18 protein-coding genes are annotated in these 18220 nt (G+C 48.1%); 6 read left to right on the top strand and 12 right to left on the bottom strand.

Annotated features, from left to right (window positions below; translation table 11 throughout):
* Positions 1–20: 20 nt before the first annotated feature.
* The 7 genes from ACOQPM_RS13610 to def all read right to left on the bottom strand — a co-directional run bounded on the left by ACOQPM_RS13610 (position 21) and on the right by def (position 5597).
* Positions 21–818 carry an SGNH/GDSL hydrolase family protein gene (locus ACOQPM_RS13610; RefSeq protein WP_420629809.1) on the bottom strand — a complete coding sequence of 266 codons (798 nt, stop codon included), beginning with the start codon at positions 816–818 and terminating at the stop codon, positions 21–23.
* Between the two features lie 23 nt (positions 819–841).
* Complete coding sequence (locus ACOQPM_RS13605) at positions 842–1843, bottom strand: sugar phosphate nucleotidyltransferase (protein ID WP_420629808.1); 1002 nt, start codon at positions 1841–1843, stop codon at positions 842–844.
* A gap of 68 nt (positions 1844–1911) precedes the next feature.
* A complete protein-coding gene (locus ACOQPM_RS13600) occupies positions 1912–2412 on the bottom strand; it encodes a hypothetical protein (RefSeq protein ID WP_420629807.1) in 501 nt (166 codons plus the stop codon).
* 38 nt (positions 2413–2450) lie between these two features.
* Complete coding sequence (gene gatA / locus ACOQPM_RS13595) at positions 2451–3881, bottom strand: Asp-tRNA(Asn)/Glu-tRNA(Gln) amidotransferase subunit GatA (protein ID WP_420629806.1); 1431 nt, start codon at positions 3879–3881, stop codon at positions 2451–2453.
* A 119-nt stretch (positions 3882–4000) separates the two neighbouring features.
* Entirely contained in the window at positions 4001–4633 is a 633-nt protein-coding gene (locus tag ACOQPM_RS13590) for a SanA/YdcF family protein (RefSeq protein WP_420629805.1), read from the bottom strand.
* An 11-nt stretch (positions 4634–4644) separates the two neighbouring features.
* Positions 4645–4944, bottom strand: a complete 300-nt coding sequence (gene gatC, locus ACOQPM_RS13585; protein WP_420629804.1) for an Asp-tRNA(Asn)/Glu-tRNA(Gln) amidotransferase subunit GatC — start codon at positions 4942–4944, stop codon at positions 4645–4647.
* A gap of 59 nt (positions 4945–5003) precedes the next feature.
* On the bottom strand, positions 5004–5597 hold the full coding sequence (gene def, locus ACOQPM_RS13580) for a peptide deformylase (protein WP_420629803.1): 594 nt from the start codon (positions 5595–5597) through the stop codon (positions 5004–5006).
* 59 nt (positions 5598–5656) lie between these two features.
* Between def and ACOQPM_RS13575 the strand changes: the two genes are divergently transcribed.
* The 4 genes from ACOQPM_RS13575 to ACOQPM_RS13560 are packed head-to-tail and all read left to right on the top strand — an operon-like array spanning position 5657 to position 10211.
* Positions 5657–6835 carry a glycosyltransferase gene (locus ACOQPM_RS13575; RefSeq protein WP_420629802.1) on the top strand — a complete coding sequence of 393 codons (1179 nt, stop codon included), beginning with the start codon at positions 5657–5659 and terminating at the stop codon, positions 6833–6835.
* Positions 6832–8028: a glycosyltransferase family 4 protein gene (locus tag ACOQPM_RS13570; RefSeq protein WP_420629801.1), complete on the top strand. Its 1197-nt coding sequence runs from the start codon at positions 6832–6834 to the stop codon at positions 8026–8028. Before ACOQPM_RS13575 ends, ACOQPM_RS13570 begins: the two co-directional genes overlap by 4 nt.
* 1 nt (position 8029) lies before the next feature.
* Positions 8030–8920 carry a sulfotransferase domain-containing protein gene (locus ACOQPM_RS13565; protein ID WP_420629800.1) on the top strand — a complete coding sequence of 297 codons (891 nt, stop codon included), beginning with the start codon at positions 8030–8032 and terminating at the stop codon, positions 8918–8920.
* Positions 8921–8933: 13 nt separating this feature from the next.
* Positions 8934–10211 carry a lipopolysaccharide biosynthesis protein gene (locus ACOQPM_RS13560; RefSeq protein WP_420629799.1) on the top strand — a complete coding sequence of 426 codons (1278 nt, stop codon included), beginning with the start codon at positions 8934–8936 and terminating at the stop codon, positions 10209–10211.
* Positions 10212–10270: 59 nt separating this feature from the next.
* On the opposite strand, the gene ACOQPM_RS13555 is transcribed toward ACOQPM_RS13560, so the two are convergent.
* From ACOQPM_RS13555 to ACOQPM_RS13535, 5 genes are all read right to left on the bottom strand, one after another.
* Positions 10271–10993 carry a hypothetical protein gene (locus ACOQPM_RS13555; RefSeq protein WP_420629798.1) on the bottom strand — a complete coding sequence of 241 codons (723 nt, stop codon included), beginning with the start codon at positions 10991–10993 and terminating at the stop codon, positions 10271–10273.
* A gap of 127 nt (positions 10994–11120) precedes the next feature.
* A complete protein-coding gene (locus tag ACOQPM_RS13550) occupies positions 11121–12548 on the bottom strand; it encodes a hypothetical protein (protein WP_420629797.1) in 1428 nt (475 codons plus the stop codon).
* A gap of 199 nt (positions 12549–12747) precedes the next feature.
* Positions 12748–13524, bottom strand: coding sequence for a nucleotidyltransferase family protein (locus ACOQPM_RS13545; RefSeq protein ID WP_420629796.1), 777 nt, complete (start codon positions 13522–13524; stop codon positions 12748–12750).
* A gap of 28 nt (positions 13525–13552) precedes the next feature.
* Entirely contained in the window at positions 13553–14524 is a 972-nt protein-coding gene (locus ACOQPM_RS13540; RefSeq protein ID WP_420629795.1) for a class I SAM-dependent methyltransferase, read from the bottom strand.
* Positions 14525–15457, bottom strand: coding sequence for a glycosyltransferase family 2 protein (locus ACOQPM_RS13535; RefSeq protein ID WP_420629794.1), 933 nt, complete (start codon positions 15455–15457; stop codon positions 14525–14527).
* A gap of 369 nt (positions 15458–15826) precedes the next feature.
* On the opposite strand from ACOQPM_RS13535, the gene ACOQPM_RS13530 reads away from it, so the two are divergent.
* Positions 15827–17560: a bifunctional sulfate adenylyltransferase/adenylylsulfate kinase gene (locus ACOQPM_RS13530; RefSeq protein WP_420629793.1), complete on the top strand. Its 1734-nt coding sequence runs from the start codon at positions 15827–15829 to the stop codon at positions 17558–17560.
* Positions 17561–17638: 78 nt separating this feature from the next.
* Positions 17639–18187 carry an adenylyl-sulfate kinase gene (gene cysC, locus ACOQPM_RS13525; protein WP_420629792.1) on the top strand — a complete coding sequence of 183 codons (549 nt, stop codon included), beginning with the start codon at positions 17639–17641 and terminating at the stop codon, positions 18185–18187.
* The last annotated feature ends 33 nt before the right edge of the window (positions 18188–18220 follow it).

Genomic DNA, 18220 nt, shown 5'->3' with positions numbered 1-18220 from the left:
TTTTCACCCTGAAACAGAATTTAGCTCATTCCCAGATGTTGAAGAATTGCTTTGCCACCCCGACTTCCTATAGTTAAATGAGAAGCACGGCTCTCGTATTGATTATAAACCACTATTTTTTCATGTTCTGGTAATTCCCAGTCCCGTCCTCTCCTTGTTGCAATTATCAATGCTTTTCCTGAGAGAGCTTGCGGCACTAAAACATCATGGACAAATTCTAGCACTGCTTTGCTTGATGCTAGATGCTTGATTATTGAATGGACACCAAATGATTTCGAATGATATGGAACTAACTCCACACATGCTAATTCTTTTGCAAAAACACTGAGGGCATCTAAATAAGAGATTTTACGCTGGCGAGCTAATAATCTGATAACTTGTCCCAATTTTTTATGCCAATATCCAAATCCGGGGTGCCAAGCAAAAGAGGGGTTTAAAGTGAACAATGGATACTTTACATCAAGATTTTTCTGGTGCAGGTTTTCAATAAGGGTTCTTTTGTAACTATCGTTATCTTCTTCAGCACGAAAATCGCCCGCTGCTAAATCGGGATTCAACATCAAGATAAAAATGGTGGCATTTTTCAAGTCACCAATATAAGGGATGGGAATAAGGCCAAGATGAAGCTTTTTTTGGGTTTTTAAACCAAATTCTGGGCTTTCAATATATTCTTTAAACGATGAGATATTTTGCCAATATTTCTGGTATTTATTTTCGAGTAAAAACTCATCCCCTGGAAAAAGATATGGCGAATTGTCTAATTTACATGCCCGCCAACCTTCAATCAGTTTGTGAAAACTTGTGTTTAGAGTATTCACTCTTGCTAACTCCAGTTGCTCAGTTATCCAATTTCCACGTGGGAATTATCGCCAATAAACATTGCTTTGGGCTGGCCGATGATGCGGGTGTTTTCGCCAATGAGTGCGCCGTCCAGCACGCAGTTTTCGATGTGTGCGCCTGCGTCTATGATAGTGTTGCGGATGACGCTGTTTTTTACAACTGCACCCGCCTCGATGCTGACAAATGGGCCGATGACACTTTGGTCAATTACGGCCGTTTCATGCAAAAACACGGGCGGCACCGCCGTAAAGTCTCCAGCATAGCTGCGTTCGATGGCATCCTGCGTGCCGTAGCCCAGCGACAGCAGCCTTTGATTAGTGCTTAACATAAAGTCTGGCTTGCCTGCATCCAGCCAGAAAATGGTGGGCTTTGCTTTAATCACTGCGCCCTGCTCCAACATCACCTGGTAGGCGTCCACCAGATAAAATTCCCCCTTGGTGCGCCGATCCTGTTCGATGATGGTTTGGATGGCGTCGTGAAGGAGACGGCCGTTTCTAAACCAATAAATCCCCGCCAATACCTGCTTATGCTCAAACCCGCTCGGCTTCTCGATGAAATCATGCACCACGTCGTTTTCATCTGTCACCACCACGCCAAAGGTGCGCGGATCTTCCATCTCCTGTACCAAAATCACGCCATCGGCATCCGCTTCCGGGATTTCAGCATACTTGGCATTGACCACGCCATCCCCAAAGGCAACCAACACCTCGCCTTCATCCAAAAAGTCTCGGCACATCCAGATGGCGTGAGCCTGTCCCAGTGCCTCTTCCTGCATCACAAAATGGGCGTTCAGGTGCGGATAATGCGCTCGAATCCACGCTTCAATCTCGTCACCTTTGTAGCCCACCACAAAAATGACTTCTTCCGTGGTGATTTCCGCCATTAAATTGAGCAAATGGCCAATAATTGTGTTGCCCGCCACGTTTAGCAGCGGTTTTGCACGGCTCCAGGTGTGCGGCCGCATTCTTGTTCCAAATCCAGCAAGAGGGATGATGATCTTCATGTTACTCCAACTCCAAGGTATCTTTCACCTGGCTAAAACTATTACGAAACTAATCTCAACAGAGCCCCTCACGATTGAGGCGATTCCCTTTGTTGGGCTACACGACGGAGAAGCGCAATAAGCGCAAGAGCGCCAACCAAAAAGAGCCCCACTAAAGCAGCGAAGCTATCCCCGCCGATCTTTTCTAATAATTCAATCCCAAACAAGAATGGCCCAATTAGAATCAATGGACCTAAAAAAAGTCCCACCAATGAAATGGCAAGTTGGGCAATCGTTACTTTTTCATTTCTGTTATAAAAGCCTTCAAACCCATAGCGCGACAAAAACGATTTGATCAAATTGGCGACCACATAAATGGCTATTATGGCTATTATAGGAACCCCAACATCTGCAATAAATATGGCCACCATTGTTTGCGGCTCAATCATAAAACTTTCTCTAAACTCAGCAGCAACTAAAAAACCTAAGCCAAGAGCCAATCCAAATATAAGTGCTTTAAAAAATCTATGATTAATCCAGGGCAAACGGCCGTTTTCATTCTTGTCAACGACTGATTCATCTGTTTTCATTATCACGCCTCCTTACCCAAACATTTACGGAAAAGAAATCACGACTTCACGGCTTGTTCATAGGCAAACGCTGCGTTCAAAATCGTGGCTTCTTTAAGTGCATTGCCGATGAGTTGCAGGCCAATGGGCAATCCTTTGCTGTCAAAACCGCAAGGAACCGAGAGGCCGCAGCTTGCGCTCAGGTTCACCGACAAGGTGAAAATATCTTGCAAATACATCGCCAGCGGATCGTCCGCGTTTTCGCCAATTTTGAAGGCAGTGGTGGGTGAGGTGGGCGTGGCAATCACGTCCACTTTCTCAAACGCTTTTTGGAAATCTTGCTTGAGCAGCGTCCGCACTTTGAGCGCACGGCCGTAATATTCATCGTAGTAGCCCGCACTGAGCGCATACGTCCCCAGCATGATGCGCCGCTTCACTTCAGAGCCAAACAGGGCGCGGGTCTTTTTCACGCTGTCAATCATGTCGCTACCTGTGATGCGCGGCCCAAAGCGGATGCCGTCGTAGCGGGCCAGGTTGGCACTGGCCTCGGCGGGAGCGATGAGGTAGTAGACGGGTAGGGCATAGCTGGTGTGCGGCAGGCTGATTTCCACAATTTCTGCGCCCAATTCTTCCATTTTGGCGATGGCGGTGCGAACGGCCGTTTCCACCTCTGCATCAATCCCCTCAATAAAATATTCTTTAGGTACGCCCACCCGCAAACCCTTGATGTCGCCCGTCAAGGCCGCTTCAAAATCGGGCACAGGCACGTTGAGCGAGGTGCTGTCGTTGGGATCGTACCCTGCGATGGCCTGGAAAAGCGCAGTGGTGTCGGCCACGGTGCGACCGAACGTACCCACCTGATCGAGCGTGGAAGCAAAAGCAACGACACCCCAGCGGGAGATACGGCCGTATGTCGGCCTCAATCCCACTAATCCACAAAATGACGCAGGCTGGCGCACGCTGCCCCCCGTGTCTGTACCCAGCGCGGCATAGGCCAATCCAGCCGCCACCGCCGCCGCACTGCCCCCACTGCTGCCACCTGGCACCCGCTCATGATCCCACGGATTGCGCGTGGTCACGTAAGCCGAGTTTTCGGTGGAAGAACCCATGGCAAACTCATCGGTGTTGGTTTTGCCCAAGATGACGGCCCCGGCTGCTTTGAGTCGCTCTACCACAAACGCATCGTACGGCGGCACAAAGCCTTCCAAAATTTTACTGCCTGCCGTGGTCGGTACGCCGCGTGTGCAAATGATGTCTTTCACCGCCACGGGCACGCCTAGCAGCGGTGTTTGCTCTCCTTTGGCCAGACGCTCATCCGCAGCTTTGGCCTGTTCCAGCGCCATCTCATCCGTAATCGTGAGATAACTTTGCAGCTCGTTATCTTCGGCCACGATGCGATCCAGCATCGCTTCAGTGGCGGCGACGCTGCTAATTTCCCCCTGGCGTAGCGCGGTGCGGAGTTCAGTTAAAGTTAAATCAGATACATTCATACTGCCTCAAGATAAACCGCAGAGGCGCAGAGAGCGCAAAGTAATTCTTTGGAGAAAAATCTCCGCGTTCTTCGTGCCTTTGCGGTTAATTTTTGTTAAATACCCAAGTCCCGCTTTTTTTATTCGATGGGAATGGGATCGCCCAACACGGGAGCGGGCTGTTCCTGAATCACATCCCAAAGGGCAACGGCCGTTGCCAACGTTTCTCGCGCCTCATACCAGCCAGCATCCCGGTAAAGCTGCGGGTCAGAGGCAACACCCACCGCCTCAATGCCTAGCTGCTGGCAAGTAAACAAGGCGCGGGATAGATGGAATCGCTGCGTTACCAAAATGGCGGACTCTAGCTGAAAAATCTCGCGGGCTCGATAGCAGGTATCATATGTTCGCCGCCCTGCAAAATCTGGCTGAATATCCTCTGCTGCAACCCCTTGCCCGATGGCGTAATCCATCATGGCGGTTGGTTCATCATAGTTTTCAAAGCGATTGTCGCCGCTGACCAATATTTTTTGCACAGTGCCATCTTGGTAAAGCTGCACGGCCGTATCCATTCGGTCACGCAAAATGTCGCTGAGACGGCCGTTGCCATAAATCGCTGCCCCAAACACAATCGCTACCTTTTCAGCCGGTACATCTTCAACAGTGTAAATGGAACGGCCGTAAACCCACTGCACCCCTTTGCGCCAAATAAATGGCGAAAGCAATACTGCAAAACCTAACAGACACGCATACAGCAGCAACTTACGCTTTCGCAACAGGAAATACCCTAGCTTGAAGAATCGTCTAGCACCGCCTGCACCACAAACTGGTTCTCCTTTTGCTGCGGGGCGTTGTGCAACAACTCTTCCATCGGCAGCGAAGGCTCGGCCACATCGGACCGCATAATGTTTTGCTGGGCGATGGCGTGGGACGTGGGGGGAATGTCACTGAGGTCTAGCTCATTGAGCCGCTCGGCATAATCCAAAATGGCAGAAAGCTGCTCCTGGTATTGCTTCTTTTCAGCCTCCGTCAACTCTAAACGAGCTAAGTTGGCGATTTTTTCAACATCGGCAAGGGTAAGCGACATGGAATTTCCTTTGGGGAGATTGGAGAGTGGAAATTAGAGACTAAACCAATCTCCATTCTCTAATCACTATTTTCTGTAACGGCCGTTTCTTCCACATTATCTTCAGCCTCTTCCGCTTCAATCTCGGCCTGGCGCATTTGAAAATATTCTTCGTCGGTCCAGAAATTTTCGCGGTCGGTCAGCTTGTCAATGTAAAGCACCCCGTTGAGATGGTCAATTTCATGCTGGAAGATGCGGGCAGTCCACCCTTTGAGGCGCAGCTTGAGTGGCTTGCCCCGACGGTCTTGGGCACGAACACGCACGGCATACGGCCGTTCCACCTCTCCCACATAACCAGGAATGGACAAACAGCCCTCAATACCGTCGCTCACTTCCTGAGATTCCCACACAATGCGCGGATTTACAATCACAAAAAGTTCACGGGAGTCTGGAATATCTTCACCATCTTCATCTGTTTTGGGCAAGGTTTCGATAACGGCTAGCTGGAGCGATTGCCCAATTTGTGGCGCGGCCAGCCCCACGCCACTGGCGGCGCGCATCGTTTCAATCATATCGTCAACGAGTGTTTGCAGGTCGTCGTCAAATTTGGTGACGGGCCGCGCCTTTTTACGCAGCACCTCATCGGGCAGGGTAACAATCTGTAATTCAGTCATGAGGCTCAATTATCTGCGGAATGGGGTCATGGGCAAGTGTAGAACTTTCCAATTCAGCCATGTCGGGCGCAAACTCGCAAACTGTTCAACTGGCAACTATAATCCTGCTCATGACGCGCTTTTGCTTAATTGGGCCGACGTACCCATACCGGGGCGGCATTGCCCACTACACCACGCTGCTGGCACAGCACCTACAGGAAGCACACGAGGTGCTGTTGCTCTCCTTTTCGCGCCAATATCCAGCCTGGCTGTTTCCTGGCAAAAGCGATAAGGACCCAAGTGAACGGCCGTTGCAAACCGAAGCCTACTACGAACTTGATCCACTCAATCCACTCACCTGGCGGCGCACGCTGCGCCAAATCGGCATTTGGCAACCCGATGTGGTCATTATTCCCTGGTGGCATCCCTACTTTGCCCCAGTTTGGACGGCATTAGGGTACGGCATCCGGCGGCTGAAGCCACGCTCCAAGCTCATTTTTATCTGCCACAACGTACGGCCGCATGAACAAGGCCGCTTCAGCAAAATTCTGCTTCCTCGCATCCTCAAAACGGTGCTGAGCCGCGCCAACGGCTTCATCGTGCATTCTCAGGCGGATAAGGCAATATTGCTGGACGTGCTGCCTCAGGCAACAGTGGCAGTCTCTCCATTACCTACCTACGCGGCATTAGGAAGTGAAGGCTCCACCAAACTGCCAGTTGATTTGCCAACAGATCGGCCATTGATGCTTTTTTGTGGGCTGGTACGGCCGTACAAAGGAGTAGATATCTTGTTGGAAGCCATGGCACTTTTGAAGCGACCGGTTCATTTACTCATTGCCGGGGAATTTTGGCAGGGCGGGCAAGCAAGTTATCAAGCACAAATTGAACAACTTGGCCTTGCCAACTGCGTTACTATCATCAACAACTATTTGCCAGATGAGCTACTGGCAGCCTGCATTGATCGGGCCAATGTCGTGGTGCTACCCTACCGCAGTGCAACGCAGAGCGCGGTGGTGCAAACCGCGTTTGGCCGGGGCAAGCCAGTCATCACCACCAACGTCGGCGGCCTGGCAGAGGCGGTTGAGGACGGCCGTACCGGGCTCATCGTCCCCCCAGAAAATCCACCCGCCATGGCAGCAGCCATCGAACGCTATTTTGCTGAAGGGTTGGAAGACATTTTTGGTGAAAATGTGGTGGAGGGGAACGGCCGTTTCGGTTGGGAAAAGCTCACCACAACGTTACAACAGCTTGCCGCATGAAAATTGCCTTCGTTCTCACCCAAAGTTTGGACAGCCCTAGCGGATTGGGGCGCTATGGCCCTTTAACCCGCGAACTGGTTAAACTGGGGCATCAGGTCGAGGTGCTGACCCTGCATTACGATTGGGCGAATCTTCCGCAAAAATCATATGACGAGGCAGGCGTGCAGGTGCATTACGTTGGGCAAATGCACGTTCAAAAGTCAGGCTCTCGTAAAACATATTTTAGTCCTGGCAAGCTGCTCCAGGTATCGCTAAACGCCACGGCAAAATTGGCTCAAGCGGTAGCCCGTTCCCAAGCAGATGTTATCCATTTGGGCAAACCTCAACCGTTTAACGTGCTGGCAGCGCGATACGGCCGTCGCGGCCGCCCGATCTTTTGCGACTGTGATGATTACGAAGCTGAAACGAATAAATTTAGCAGTGGTTGGCAAAAAAGCATCGTACGCTATTTTGAAGATTCAATTGTCCGTTTGGCGGATGGGCTCACGGTAAACACGCACTTTCTTCAGGCAAGATACCAATCGTTGGGCTTTCCCGCAGAAAAGATCAGGCTCGTGCCAAATGGCGTTGAACGCAGTCGGTTTAATCATTCTCCCACCGAGACGAACCTTCATGCCAAATGGAACCTTGACCCAAATGCACCGATCATTTTGTACATGGGCACGATGGGGTTGTTGAGCCATCCAGTTGATTTGTTGTTGCAGGCATTTGTAAAGGTGCAAACGGCCGTACCCGAAGCTCAACTACTCCTAGTTGGTGGCGGCGAGGATTATGACAAGTTAAAAGCGATGGCTCAATCATTCGGCGTCGCTTCAAATACAGTTTTTACAGGGCGCGTGCCACCAGAGGAAATCCCCAATTACTTGAGATTAGGCGCAGTTTCAATCGATCCTGTGCGTGATGATCTCATTGCTAAAGCGCGATCACCTCTCAAAATTGTGGAAAGTTTGGCGGTTGGCACACCCGTTGTTACCGGGGATGTGGGTGATCGTCGAGAAGTGCTGCAAAATGGCACTCTGGGGCTGGCTGTGCAGCCAGGCAGTCCAGACGCATTGGCCGCTGGCATCTTAACGTTGCTGCAAAATAGTGCCCAGCGAGACAAGATGGCGCAGGTAGCCTACCAACAGCGGGAGCAATGGTTTTGGGACCGCTTAATCCACAATTTTGTGAAAATTTACGAGAATAATTGGTGAAATGAGTAACCCTAGCAATCGTCTAGAAACACGATACAAACAAGCGGCCGTTAATCCAGAAGTCAGCGCCTTCAGTCAGTTGGCGCAGCGGTTGTTAATTGGTTTCGGCCAGGCGATGTGGTATTTACGGCCGTTGCCAGATTTCCTCATCATCGGCGCACAAAAAGCAGGCACATCCTCGCTATACAAATATCTGCTGCAACATCCATCTGTGCTGCCCGCCTACCAAAAAGAGATTCACTACTTTACAATTCCCGATCTCTATTTTAAGGGGGAACGCTGGTATCGAGGCCATTTTCCCACGAACCTGGCTAGAGGGCAGCGGCTAACGGGCGAAGCAAGTCCTTCGTACCTGTTCTTCCCTCTCGTACCACAGAGAGTTTACCAAATGATGCCGCAGGTAAAGCTTATTGTACTGCTGCGTGACCCAGTAGCGCGGGCATTCTCTAATTACCATCATCAGGTGCGGCGCGGCCTAGAAACGCTATCTTTCGAAGAAGCTATTGCCCAAGAATCAAATCGTTTGGGAAACGATTTGCAAAAAACAGTTGACAATCCCCGATTTCACAGCCTGAATCTGGCGCATTTCAGCTATTTGCTACGTGGCGACTATATAACCCAGCTCAAGCGCTGGCGGCAATTTTTCCCAGCCGAACAAATGCTCATCCTAAAAAGCGAGAATTTTTACGAGCGTCCGCAAGAAATTGTGTCAGAGGTTGTTACGTTTCTAGGATTACCTTCCTGGCAACCCAATCCCGCCATTTTTAAGCAATACAACCCTGGTGACTATAACAAGATGCCACCTTCGTTACGGGAAAATCTCAGCTATCATTTTCAGCCTGCCAACAAAGCACTTTACGAATTTTTAGGCCGGGATTTAGGGTGGCAATAGTGGGTGAGTTGGTATGATGCCGCGCGTGCGTGAGCTAATTCAGCGTCAATCATTGCAGCAGGCGGTTACCAATTGGGGGGTTATTCTCGTTGGTTTGCTCCTGCATAATGGATTGTCAGCAATTACCCTTTTCATCGTTGCGCGTGAGGTTCATCCAGATGCGTATGGGCAATACGTGGCTGTTTATGCGTTACTGAGTTTTTTGGTCGTGCTGCCCGGCTTGGGGCTAGACACCTGGCTTTTGGCTCAATATTTGCCAACTCGTGAGCAGTTTACCGCCTATTGGCAACAATCTTTGCGCCTTCGGAGTGTAGCCTTGCTGCTTTGGCTGGGGCTGATGGGATTGCTGGGCTTTGCATTGCCGCATGATACATACCCGTGGGCTCTTTGGCTGCCAACGGCCGTTGGCGTTGCCTGTGACAGTTTTTCTCTCCTCTCATTTTCAGCCTTGCGGACGCAAAATCGGCACAAATTAGTCACCGTCTGGCAAGCTATCTTTGCGGTTGCGCTTTTTGCCTTTGCACTTTGGCTACCAAATTCTGAAAATTATCTAGTCACGTTTGCCAACGGCCGTATGGCATTGTCACTCCTTTTGGCACTCCTCATCCTGATTTACCGATTCCGCAACTACCAAACAACAAATCAACAACGGCCGTTGGCAAATGGGGAGGTTTTGCGACAGGGACGGCCGTTTATGCTAGCAGAATTAGCTAGCGCTGTTTACGTTCGTGCCGATGTTTCCATCGTTTCCCTGATTCTCGGCAAATCTGCGACCGCGCTCTACGGCCCGGCCATCAATTTATTACAAGCCTCATTTTTAGCTCCCAGAGCCCTGTTTTTGCTCATTTTGCCTTTGCTTTCCAAAACTTTCAAGCGAGATTTAAACAAGTTTAACCGACAAGGCATTGTGCAAATTGGCATTCAAGGAGCAGTTGGCGGCCTCATTTCAATCGCTCTGTTTCTTTTTGCCGATGAGTTGCTCACTTTAATCTTCCAAGAGGCTTACCTGGGGTCAGCCCGATATTTGAAGCTCCTAAGTCCCATTCCATTTTTGCGGGCTTTAAACTTTGGCGTCGGCACCATGCTGGCCGCCAGCGAACGCCAAACGCTCAATACGCGGGTTCAGATAGTAGTGGCCGGGTTCAATGTTGCTGCCAATTTGATTTTCATTTTGCCTTTCGGTCTTGCAGGGGTTTCCGTCGTCTATGTGGTAAGCGACACAATTTTGCTACTGGCAACCTCTTACCTACTTTGGCGCAGTAGCAAGCAACTACCTAAACATCCACAATAAAAGAAAAAGCTGCGCCCTGGCAAAGGCACAGCTTCTTAAATCGCAGATTTCCTCAATTTTTACTGCCCGTATGGATTCGGAGCTTCCTCACCTGTTACGGCATTAAATGATGCAATCCATTGTTGGCTAAATGGATCGACCACGCTCCAGATTGGTGCCTCGCTGCCAGTTAGGTAAATGAGCTCTAAATCGTAAGGAACTCCCTCTTGTCGGCCACCTACCTCGTCAAACCGTGCAAATACATCATCGCTATCTAGTACGACTTGGCTCATATCAATCGGCAATGGTGCTGGCTGAATATCGCTAACGGATTCTGTCAGCGTGGTTCCGGTAACCAAGTTATCTACAACTTGAACAATCAGCTCTCGGCGGGATTCAGGACGCTTAAAAATATAAAACCAGCCCGGTAAAACGGGGGGATTGCCTAAATTAGATAGCATAATGTGAGAGGGCGCAATTGTGTGCAGGTACGCATCCGGGCTAAATTCATCTAAGGCAACAAACAGGGCCAGCTCATAAGCAGCAACGGCCGTTTGGCTACGGCCGTCTACAGATTGACCCTCTACAGTCCCTGCTGGCGCAGGATAACCCTCATTCCCTGTATCACTCGTACCCCCAACCGGATATCCTTCCGGAGCTTCTTCTAAAAATTCAGGAGCCCCACCAACCACTGGAGTTGTGGAAAACGCCAAATCATCGGGCGCTTCTGGAGCCGCCCCACAAGCAGCCAATAGCAACAACAAAAATATAGCAGTGACCACTTTCATCACTTTTCTTTGCATGATATTCATCCTGTTTTATCAAAACAAAAAAATTGCAGGATTATCGCAATGGATAACCCTGCAATTTACATCTCTCTCTTGGATCAAATCTTGTGCAACAAGATCAAATCTGCTTCACTACCTCAGATTACTCAGCAACACCTGTGACTGCCAGCAAGTAATCACTTGGGGTCTTGGCAGAATTGTAACCAGCTACATTTGGCGAAGTGTTATGCTGAATCACAGCTACTAGCGGGTTCCCATTAGAGGAAGAAACAGTGGCTGAAGTCGCAGTGCGGAACGGTAAGACATCGCTTGCATTATCCAGATGAATAAAGTTAACCGTTGCGCCAGCTGCCACATTATTGATGGTTCGGGAATCACCATTGGCATAATCAATAGTAACATTAGTCGAAGTGCTCCCGGTATTTTGAACAGTTACGGCAGAGAAATAACCGTAGTAATCGCTCAACACACTTGGAATATTGACTGAGGAAGCCGCGGATGCAGGGACGTTGTAGCTAGCAAAAGAACCCGTACCAGACGGCACACTTTGACTCACTAAGCCAACCACAGAACCTTGAGTAACTTGGACTTCAGCTGCTAGCAAGCCATTAGAATTACCAGAGGGCAAACTCGGATTATTGGGCTGGAAGTAATCAATAGCTGCTCCAGGAACCAAATTAAAGTTCTCAATAGTCCCATCTGAGTAAGTTAAAGTTCCAATTGCATTATCGGTCGAATGCACATTCTGAATCGTTATTGCGGAGTTAAAACCAAAATAATTATTCAACAAGCTGGGAGCATATAGCTCAGTGCTACCGCTTGTAAATCCAGAGTAGCTCGCTGTACCGGCTGTTGGCGTAGTGCGCCAGATATTTGCCACACCGACAAGGTTCACATTTTCATCAGATGTTACGACAGCACCAAAAATACCGCTGCTACCAGAAGGCAAACCAGCAACAGACGACATAGCCACTGTACGAGCTGCGTTTGGCGCTACGGAACCCAATGAAACATCAGAAGCAATCACACTACCACTCTGATCACGGAAAGTAGCTTTCAAATTTGCTGTAGTTGAAGGATCAGTATTTTGAATAACCAATTCTGAGAAGAAATTGAAGTAGTTGTTGTAGTTTCCGGGGAAATACAGACTCGTTCCGGCTTGTGAAGAGTCAAAACCGTCATAAGCAAATGCAGTCCAAGGAGCTGAGGTGCTGCTTGTTGAAGCCGTGTTCACGGAAGCCAAAATTTGTACATCACTACTTACCACAACAGAGTATTGTCCAGACGGCAATGCAGGTGAGGTAGTAATTGAGGGAACAAAAATTGAAAGGGCTTCTCCACCAGCTAACGTTTCGGGGGTATATGTCGTTACCACATTGCCACTGGTATCATAAAAAGTAATGACAACTGTGGCAGGCGAAGTTGTAGTGTTTTGTAAGTTGATTGCACTACTCCAAACACCAGGGGCATTCGTCTGGGCGGCAGCTGGCTGACTTGTAAACACAAAAAGGGCTAGCGCTCCTAAAAAGAAAATACTTAACGCGAATGCTCTACGAATTTTTCTCATCATTTGTACTGTCTCCTATGCTATTCATGAATAAAGAATTTTTTAGCAATATTGCACCTTGCATTCTATACAATGCTCAAGCTTAGTCAATAACCCCTTTGTTGAGCACAGTTAAAAGAGCAAAGCTTTTGGCAATAATACGATAATCCTTTCGGGTTATTTCTCCTGTAAGTTCATGAGGCAGTGATTTATGTTAACTGGACTAATTTGCTATTTGCTGACGAGCTAGATCATAGACGGCCGCTTGAAAACTATCCGGCGTACCAATGTCATGATACTGCCCTTCTACAAGAAGCGGCTCAAATGTCAACCCTTTATCAAGAGCAGCTAAGAACAGATCGCTTAGAACAATCTCTTTGCCAGGCAGGTTGATATCCTTAAGATATTGGTGCATAAATCGAGTAAACACGGGAGACCAAGCAGCACATCCCCACATCAGTGACAAGTCTGTTTTTTCTGGCTTATCTACAAATCCAATAATTTCCCTTTTATCATTTAGTTCAACCATTCCAAATTTTTTTGGTGTGTCAGTTTCAAATAGCCCAAGTGTAACATCTGCCTTTGTTGTCTCGTGATGCTCTACTAACTTGGTCATTGCATCAATAGGCGTAATTAAGGTATCGGGCATAGAAAAAAGAATGGTCGCTTCCTTTATCCAAGAGTAGGTCAAATCTAATGCGAAGGGCATACCATTTAGGCTTTCCTGAAAGAAATAAGCTAGGGAAAGGTTTAGTCGCTTTCCATTACCCAAGTAGCTCACAATATCCCATTTAGTATTTCCCACAATAATGCCAACTTGTTGAACTTGTGCTAAAGAAAATGCCTGCAAATGTCTTTCGATTGTTGTAACAGGTATCCAATCAGCCTCTTTTGAAGTAGGCGATTGAAATCCTAATGGCATTATTTCTTTGCTGCAAGGTATTGGGCCAAGCCGAGAACCACGGCCTGCAGCAGGTAAAAGACCTATTCTTTCATTCATAAAATAATACAATCCTGAGGAAACATTATCATAGATTTAGGTTTTGTTTTTGGAAAACGGCCGTTACATTAGAACCCATTTTCAACGCATCAATAACTTTAAAGTAGGGAACCGACAGAATTCGAGCCACTTTACTTAAAGCTATTCGCGTAAATATCTTGCTTAGGACACCAGAACCAAAAACATACTGTATATAAAATCGCAGGCTTGTACTAGTACCTGCATGGCTTCCATACAAACAATTTCGCTCTACCTGCCGAAAATTCCGCTGCTCCATCAAATCATTCAGCAACTTGGTGGGAAACAAATACAAATGGCGAGGCAGTTCAAAGCCAGCCCAAAAGCGTCCAAACAGATAGCGATCTATGCTGTCCAGATTTGGATGATTGACCACAAAAATCCCGCCCGGACGCAACAAGCGCCCCACTTCATCTAAAACAACACAAGGATCATAAACATGCTCTAACACATCCCACATTGTAATCACATCAAAAGATTCTTTTGGAAACGAGGCTTGGTTTAAGGTACTTACCAGCACATTCAACCCAACTTGCTCCCGTGCATACCTAACCGCTGATACACTTGTTTCAATTCCAACAACCTGCCATCCAGATTGTAAAGTCACTTCAGCCAAAAAATCACCAGTTGCACACCCTACGTCCAGCAAATCCCCTTGCTTTACATATTTTTCAATTATTTTGTATCTTTTCTTCAAGCCATATCTTCGCACATACCGATTCAGGAAACTCTCTGCATGAACGCCGACTGTATATGGCTGATACTCATCAGGATAAAACTCAGCCATTCTTGAAGGTGTCGGCCTAGGTGTTAAATAAAGACTTTCACACTCTTGGCATTCGCACATAAAATATATGTCCTGCCCACCAAGTAATAAATCAGTTCGTTTAGCTACAACTTTGCGAGAAGATTGACCACAAATTTCACATGCTGTTTCTTCAAAACCATTATCATATTTTGCAGTTGTGAAATTGTTTGCCATTTATACGCTCCACCCTGGCTGCATATCATCAACAGTTTTTGCCTGCAACCCTAGCTGGATGCCACGCAAAAAGGTGGGCAAGCTTTTGAAATTGCCTTTGATCATCTCTCGCAGTAACACCCAGCTAACATATGTTGCCAACAAGCCAAGCGAATGGTGTTTACGATGATAACGCACACAACTCTGCCCCAAAATCTTCCACCAACGCAATGATTTGGGACTATTTTGCGTGCTGCGTGAAACCTTGTGCCAAATACGCGAAGCTGGAGAAAACACGATTTCCCAGCCATCTTTTCTAGCTTCCAAACAAAAATCCCAGTCATCGTAGTAAAAGAAGTAACTTTCATCGAACAAAACCTGCTGGCAAAGTTCTCTTGTTATGAGTAAACAACAGCTTGGTGCAAATGCAATGATTTCTTCCGTTTGTAGGGAACGGTCGTCCTGTTTTTGCCGATCACGCAGTAAAATATTGGATGGCATCCACCGAGTACGGCCACCTGTAGACCAAATAATATCCGGCTCATCGTAATAATAAATTTTTGGCATCACAACACCGCACTTGGGCCATCTCTGAACAGTATTTACCATTTCTGTTAAAAAATCAGGATCGAAGATGAGATCATTGTTCATAACAACAACATAATCTGCACCTGCCTGCAAACCAAATTCAATACCCCGGTTGTATCCAGCTGCAATGCCCCTGTTTGTTTCACAGGCAACAAAAGAAAGTTCAGGGTGATACGTGTTAAGTTGCTGAGGGCTATCATCTGTAGAGCCATTATCTACCACAACAACTTGAAAATTTGGGTAAGTTACACCCTGTAACGAAAGCAAACATTCATGGGTATCCTCAAACGCATTCCAATTTAAAACTACAACCCAAACATCTGGTTTGTGATCTTTTGATTTATTTTTTTCTGTAATAGCATTCATTCTAATATTTTTCCAAAGTTAAGCAGATTTGCACATATTGTCTGGCATTATATTGGTTTATTTTTATGTTACCAGCACGTAACTTTATGATAGAATATTGGCTTGTTCAAATAGATTGACGATCATTGTAATCCTTAACACAGTCCGTAAGGAACCATTTCTAGACTAGGACGGAGTTCGCATTCATTCTTCACCTCACAATTGCTACAATTGTTTGCGGATGATTCATTTTTTACAAGCATAGAAGCAACTTTCAAAAACCAGAAAGCAGCCCGGAGCAGAGCGCATTTTTGATAATGCGAACGGCTCAGGGCCGTTTTTTTATGAATGCTGCTTCCATTTTTATTCAAAGGGGCATGTACCATTGTTATGTTAGCAACTAAAGAAAGAACAACCTCACTTATTCCACCCTATGGTGGTGAACTTGTTGACCTTTTTGTTCCAGCAGAAATGTTGGAAGAAAGAACTGCTTACGCCAGTCAGCTGCCTTCTATTCGCCTTTCTGATCGCTCTGTTTGCGATTTTGAATTGTTGGCCGTTGGCGCATTTTCGCCACTTGACCGATTTATGGGGCAAGAAGATTACCAGAGCGTGCTAGATAATATGCGTCTGGCCAACGGGTACGTTTTCTCAATGCCAATTCCACTGCCTGTTGATGATGATGTGGATGTGACGATTGGGCAAGACATTGCTTTGCGCGACCCGCAGAATGAGCTGCTGGCCATCATGACTGTAGAAGAGGTTTATGAGTGGGATTTGGAAGAAACGGCCGTAAAAGCATTCGGCTCTACAGATTTGCGTCATCCAATCGTGGCTGAGATGCACCGCTGGGGCAAACGGAACATCTCTGGCCCTATGCAAGTGTTGAGCTTGCCCACCCATTACGACTTCAAAGACATTCGCATGACGCCAGCCCAAACCCGCGCTGCACTAGAAACCTTTGGCCATCAAAACGTCGTCGCCTTCCAAACGCGCAACCCTATGCACCGCGTCCATGAAGAGTTAACCAAACGCGCCATCGCCGAAAAAGATGGCGTTTTGTTGCTGCACCCCGTGGTGGGCATGACCAAACCTGGGGATGTAGATTACTTTACCCGCGTTCGCACCTACAGAGCGTTGGCTAAAAACTTTTATGACGAGGATCGCATCCTGCTTTCTCTATTGCCGCTCGCCATGCGGATGGGTGGCCCGCGTGAAGCGTTGTGGCACGCCATTATTCGCCGCAATTACGGCGCAAACCACCTGATTGTGGGGCGTGACCACGCCGGCCCCGGCAAAGATTCGCAGGGCAACCCATTCTACGGCCCGTACGACGCGCAAGATTTGGTTGAGAGCTTCAGCGAAGAGATTGGCGTTACCGTTGTACCCTTCCGCATGTTGGTTTACCTGCCAGATGAAGCGCGGTATGAAGAGATTACCAAAGTGACCGATGATATGGAGACGGCTCAAATTTCAGGTACGCAGGTGCGTGAGGAGTATTTGCACAAGGGCAAATTGCTGCCGCAATGGTTTACCCGCCCGCCCGTGGCCGAAATTTTGTCGGAAACATACCCACCGCGTCATCGCCAGGGTGTTTGTATTTGGCTAACTGGTTTGCACAATGCGGGCAAATCCACCACGGCCAATGTACTCACAACGCTGCTGCAGGAATACGGCCGTAATGTAACCCTACTCGATGGCGATGTCGTCCGTACTCACTTCTCCGAAGGGCTTGGCTACAGCAAAGAAGACCGTGACGACCATGTGCGCCGTATGGGCTACGTCGCCTCCGAGATTGTGCGACACGGTGGGTTGGCTGTGTGTGCGGCCGTTTCCCCCTATCGCGCCACCCGCAACGACGTGCGTAGCATGATGGAAAATGATCATTACATCGAAATTTTCGTAGATACCCCTCTAGATGTGTGCGAAAGTCGTGATACCAAAGGGATGTATGCTCAAGCCCGCAGCGGCAAGATCAAAGGATTCACTGGCGTTGACGATCCCTATGAAGCACCGCGTCATCCAGAACTTCGCATTGACACCATTGACAACAGTGCCGAAGAAAATGCCCACAAAATTGTGGCCTTCCTGCTCGAAAAAGGGTTCATTCGCCCCAACCATTGAAAAATCTGTAACTAGTAATTGGATAATTGAGCAATTACCCAATTACTAATTACTCAATTACCTAAAAGAGGATTTAACATGACTAAACAACAAGGATTTGTACTGTGGATGACCGGCCTGTCTGGGGCAGGGAAAACCACGATTGCTTTAGAGCTATTAGACCAACTGGCTGGCCGTAACCTGCGCCTGGAGCGGCTGGATGGCGATGTAGTGCGCGAGAGCCTGACCCGCGACCTGGGCTTTAGCAAAGAAGACCGCACCAAAAACATTGAGCGCATCACCTTTGTGGCTAAACTGCTCTCTCGCAACGGCGTGGGTTGCGTTTGCTCCTTCATCTCCCCCTACCAGTCCATCCGTGACGATGTGCGGGCCAACACCACCAACTTCCTGGAAGTTTTTGTTGACGCGCCCCTGGACGTAGTGATTGATCGGGATGTAAAAGGATTGTACAAAAAGGCACTGGCAGGTGAAATCCCGAACTTTACCGGCATTTCTGATCCGTTTGAAGCGCCAGAAAACCCTGATATCCACGTCCGCACCGACAAGCAAACGGTTGAAGAAAGCGCAGCCTTCATCATCGGCGAGCTTGAAAAACGCGGCCTGATTCCGGTAGCAGAGCTGGCGTAAACAGTCCATCATCCTTTCTTCAAGAATTTAGAG

Source organism: Candidatus Leptofilum sp., from assembly GCF_965223525.1.
In the GTDB taxonomy this organism is placed as follows: Bacteria; Chloroflexota; Anaerolineae; order Promineifilales; family Promineifilaceae; genus Leptofilum.
The sequence above is the reverse complement of the archived record's forward strand: the minus strand, read 5'-3'. Positions and strand labels throughout refer to the sequence as shown.

Bases quoted from the DNA above. Each gene is read 5' to 3' on its own strand.
- ACOQPM_RS13605 (WP_420629808.1), bottom strand. From the start codon at position 1,843: ATGAAGATCATCATCCCTCTTGCTGGATTTGGAACAAGAATGCGGCCG.
- ACOQPM_RS13600 (WP_420629807.1), bottom strand. From the start codon at position 2,412: ATGAAAACAGATGAATCAGTCGTTGACAAGAATGAAAACGGCCGTTTG.
- gatA (WP_420629806.1), bottom strand. From the start codon at position 3,881: ATGAATGTATCTGATTTAACTTTAACTGAACTCCGCACCGCGCTACGC.
- gatC (WP_420629804.1), bottom strand. From the start codon at position 4,944: ATGTCGCTTACCCTTGCCGATGTTGAAAAAATCGCCAACTTAGCTCGT.
- def (WP_420629803.1), bottom strand. From the start codon at position 5,597: ATGACTGAATTACAGATTGTTACCCTGCCCGATGAGGTGCTGCGTAAA.
- ACOQPM_RS13575 (WP_420629802.1), top strand. From the start codon at position 5,657: ATGTCGGGCGCAAACTCGCAAACTGTTCAACTGGCAACTATAATCCTG.
- ACOQPM_RS13570 (WP_420629801.1), top strand. From the start codon at position 6,832: ATGAAAATTGCCTTCGTTCTCACCCAAAGTTTGGACAGCCCTAGCGGA.
- ACOQPM_RS13565 (WP_420629800.1), top strand. From the start codon at position 8,030: ATGAGTAACCCTAGCAATCGTCTAGAAACACGATACAAACAAGCGGCC.
- ACOQPM_RS13560 (WP_420629799.1), top strand. From the start codon at position 8,934: ATGATGCCGCGCGTGCGTGAGCTAATTCAGCGTCAATCATTGCAGCAG.
- ACOQPM_RS13555 (WP_420629798.1), bottom strand. From the start codon at position 10,993: ATGCAAAGAAAAGTGATGAAAGTGGTCACTGCTATATTTTTGTTGTTG.
- ACOQPM_RS13550 (WP_420629797.1), bottom strand. From the start codon at position 12,548: ATGATGAGAAAAATTCGTAGAGCATTCGCGTTAAGTATTTTCTTTTTA.
- ACOQPM_RS13545 (WP_420629796.1), bottom strand. From the start codon at position 13,524: ATGAATGAAAGAATAGGTCTTTTACCTGCTGCAGGCCGTGGTTCTCGG.
- ACOQPM_RS13540 (WP_420629795.1), bottom strand. From the start codon at position 14,524: ATGGCAAACAATTTCACAACTGCAAAATATGATAATGGTTTTGAAGAA.
- ACOQPM_RS13535 (WP_420629794.1), bottom strand. From the start codon at position 15,457: ATGAATGCTATTACAGAAAAAAATAAATCAAAAGATCACAAACCAGAT.
- ACOQPM_RS13530 (WP_420629793.1), top strand. From the start codon at position 15,827: ATGTTAGCAACTAAAGAAAGAACAACCTCACTTATTCCACCCTATGGT.
- cysC (WP_420629792.1), top strand. From the start codon at position 17,639: ATGACTAAACAACAAGGATTTGTACTGTGGATGACCGGCCTGTCTGGG.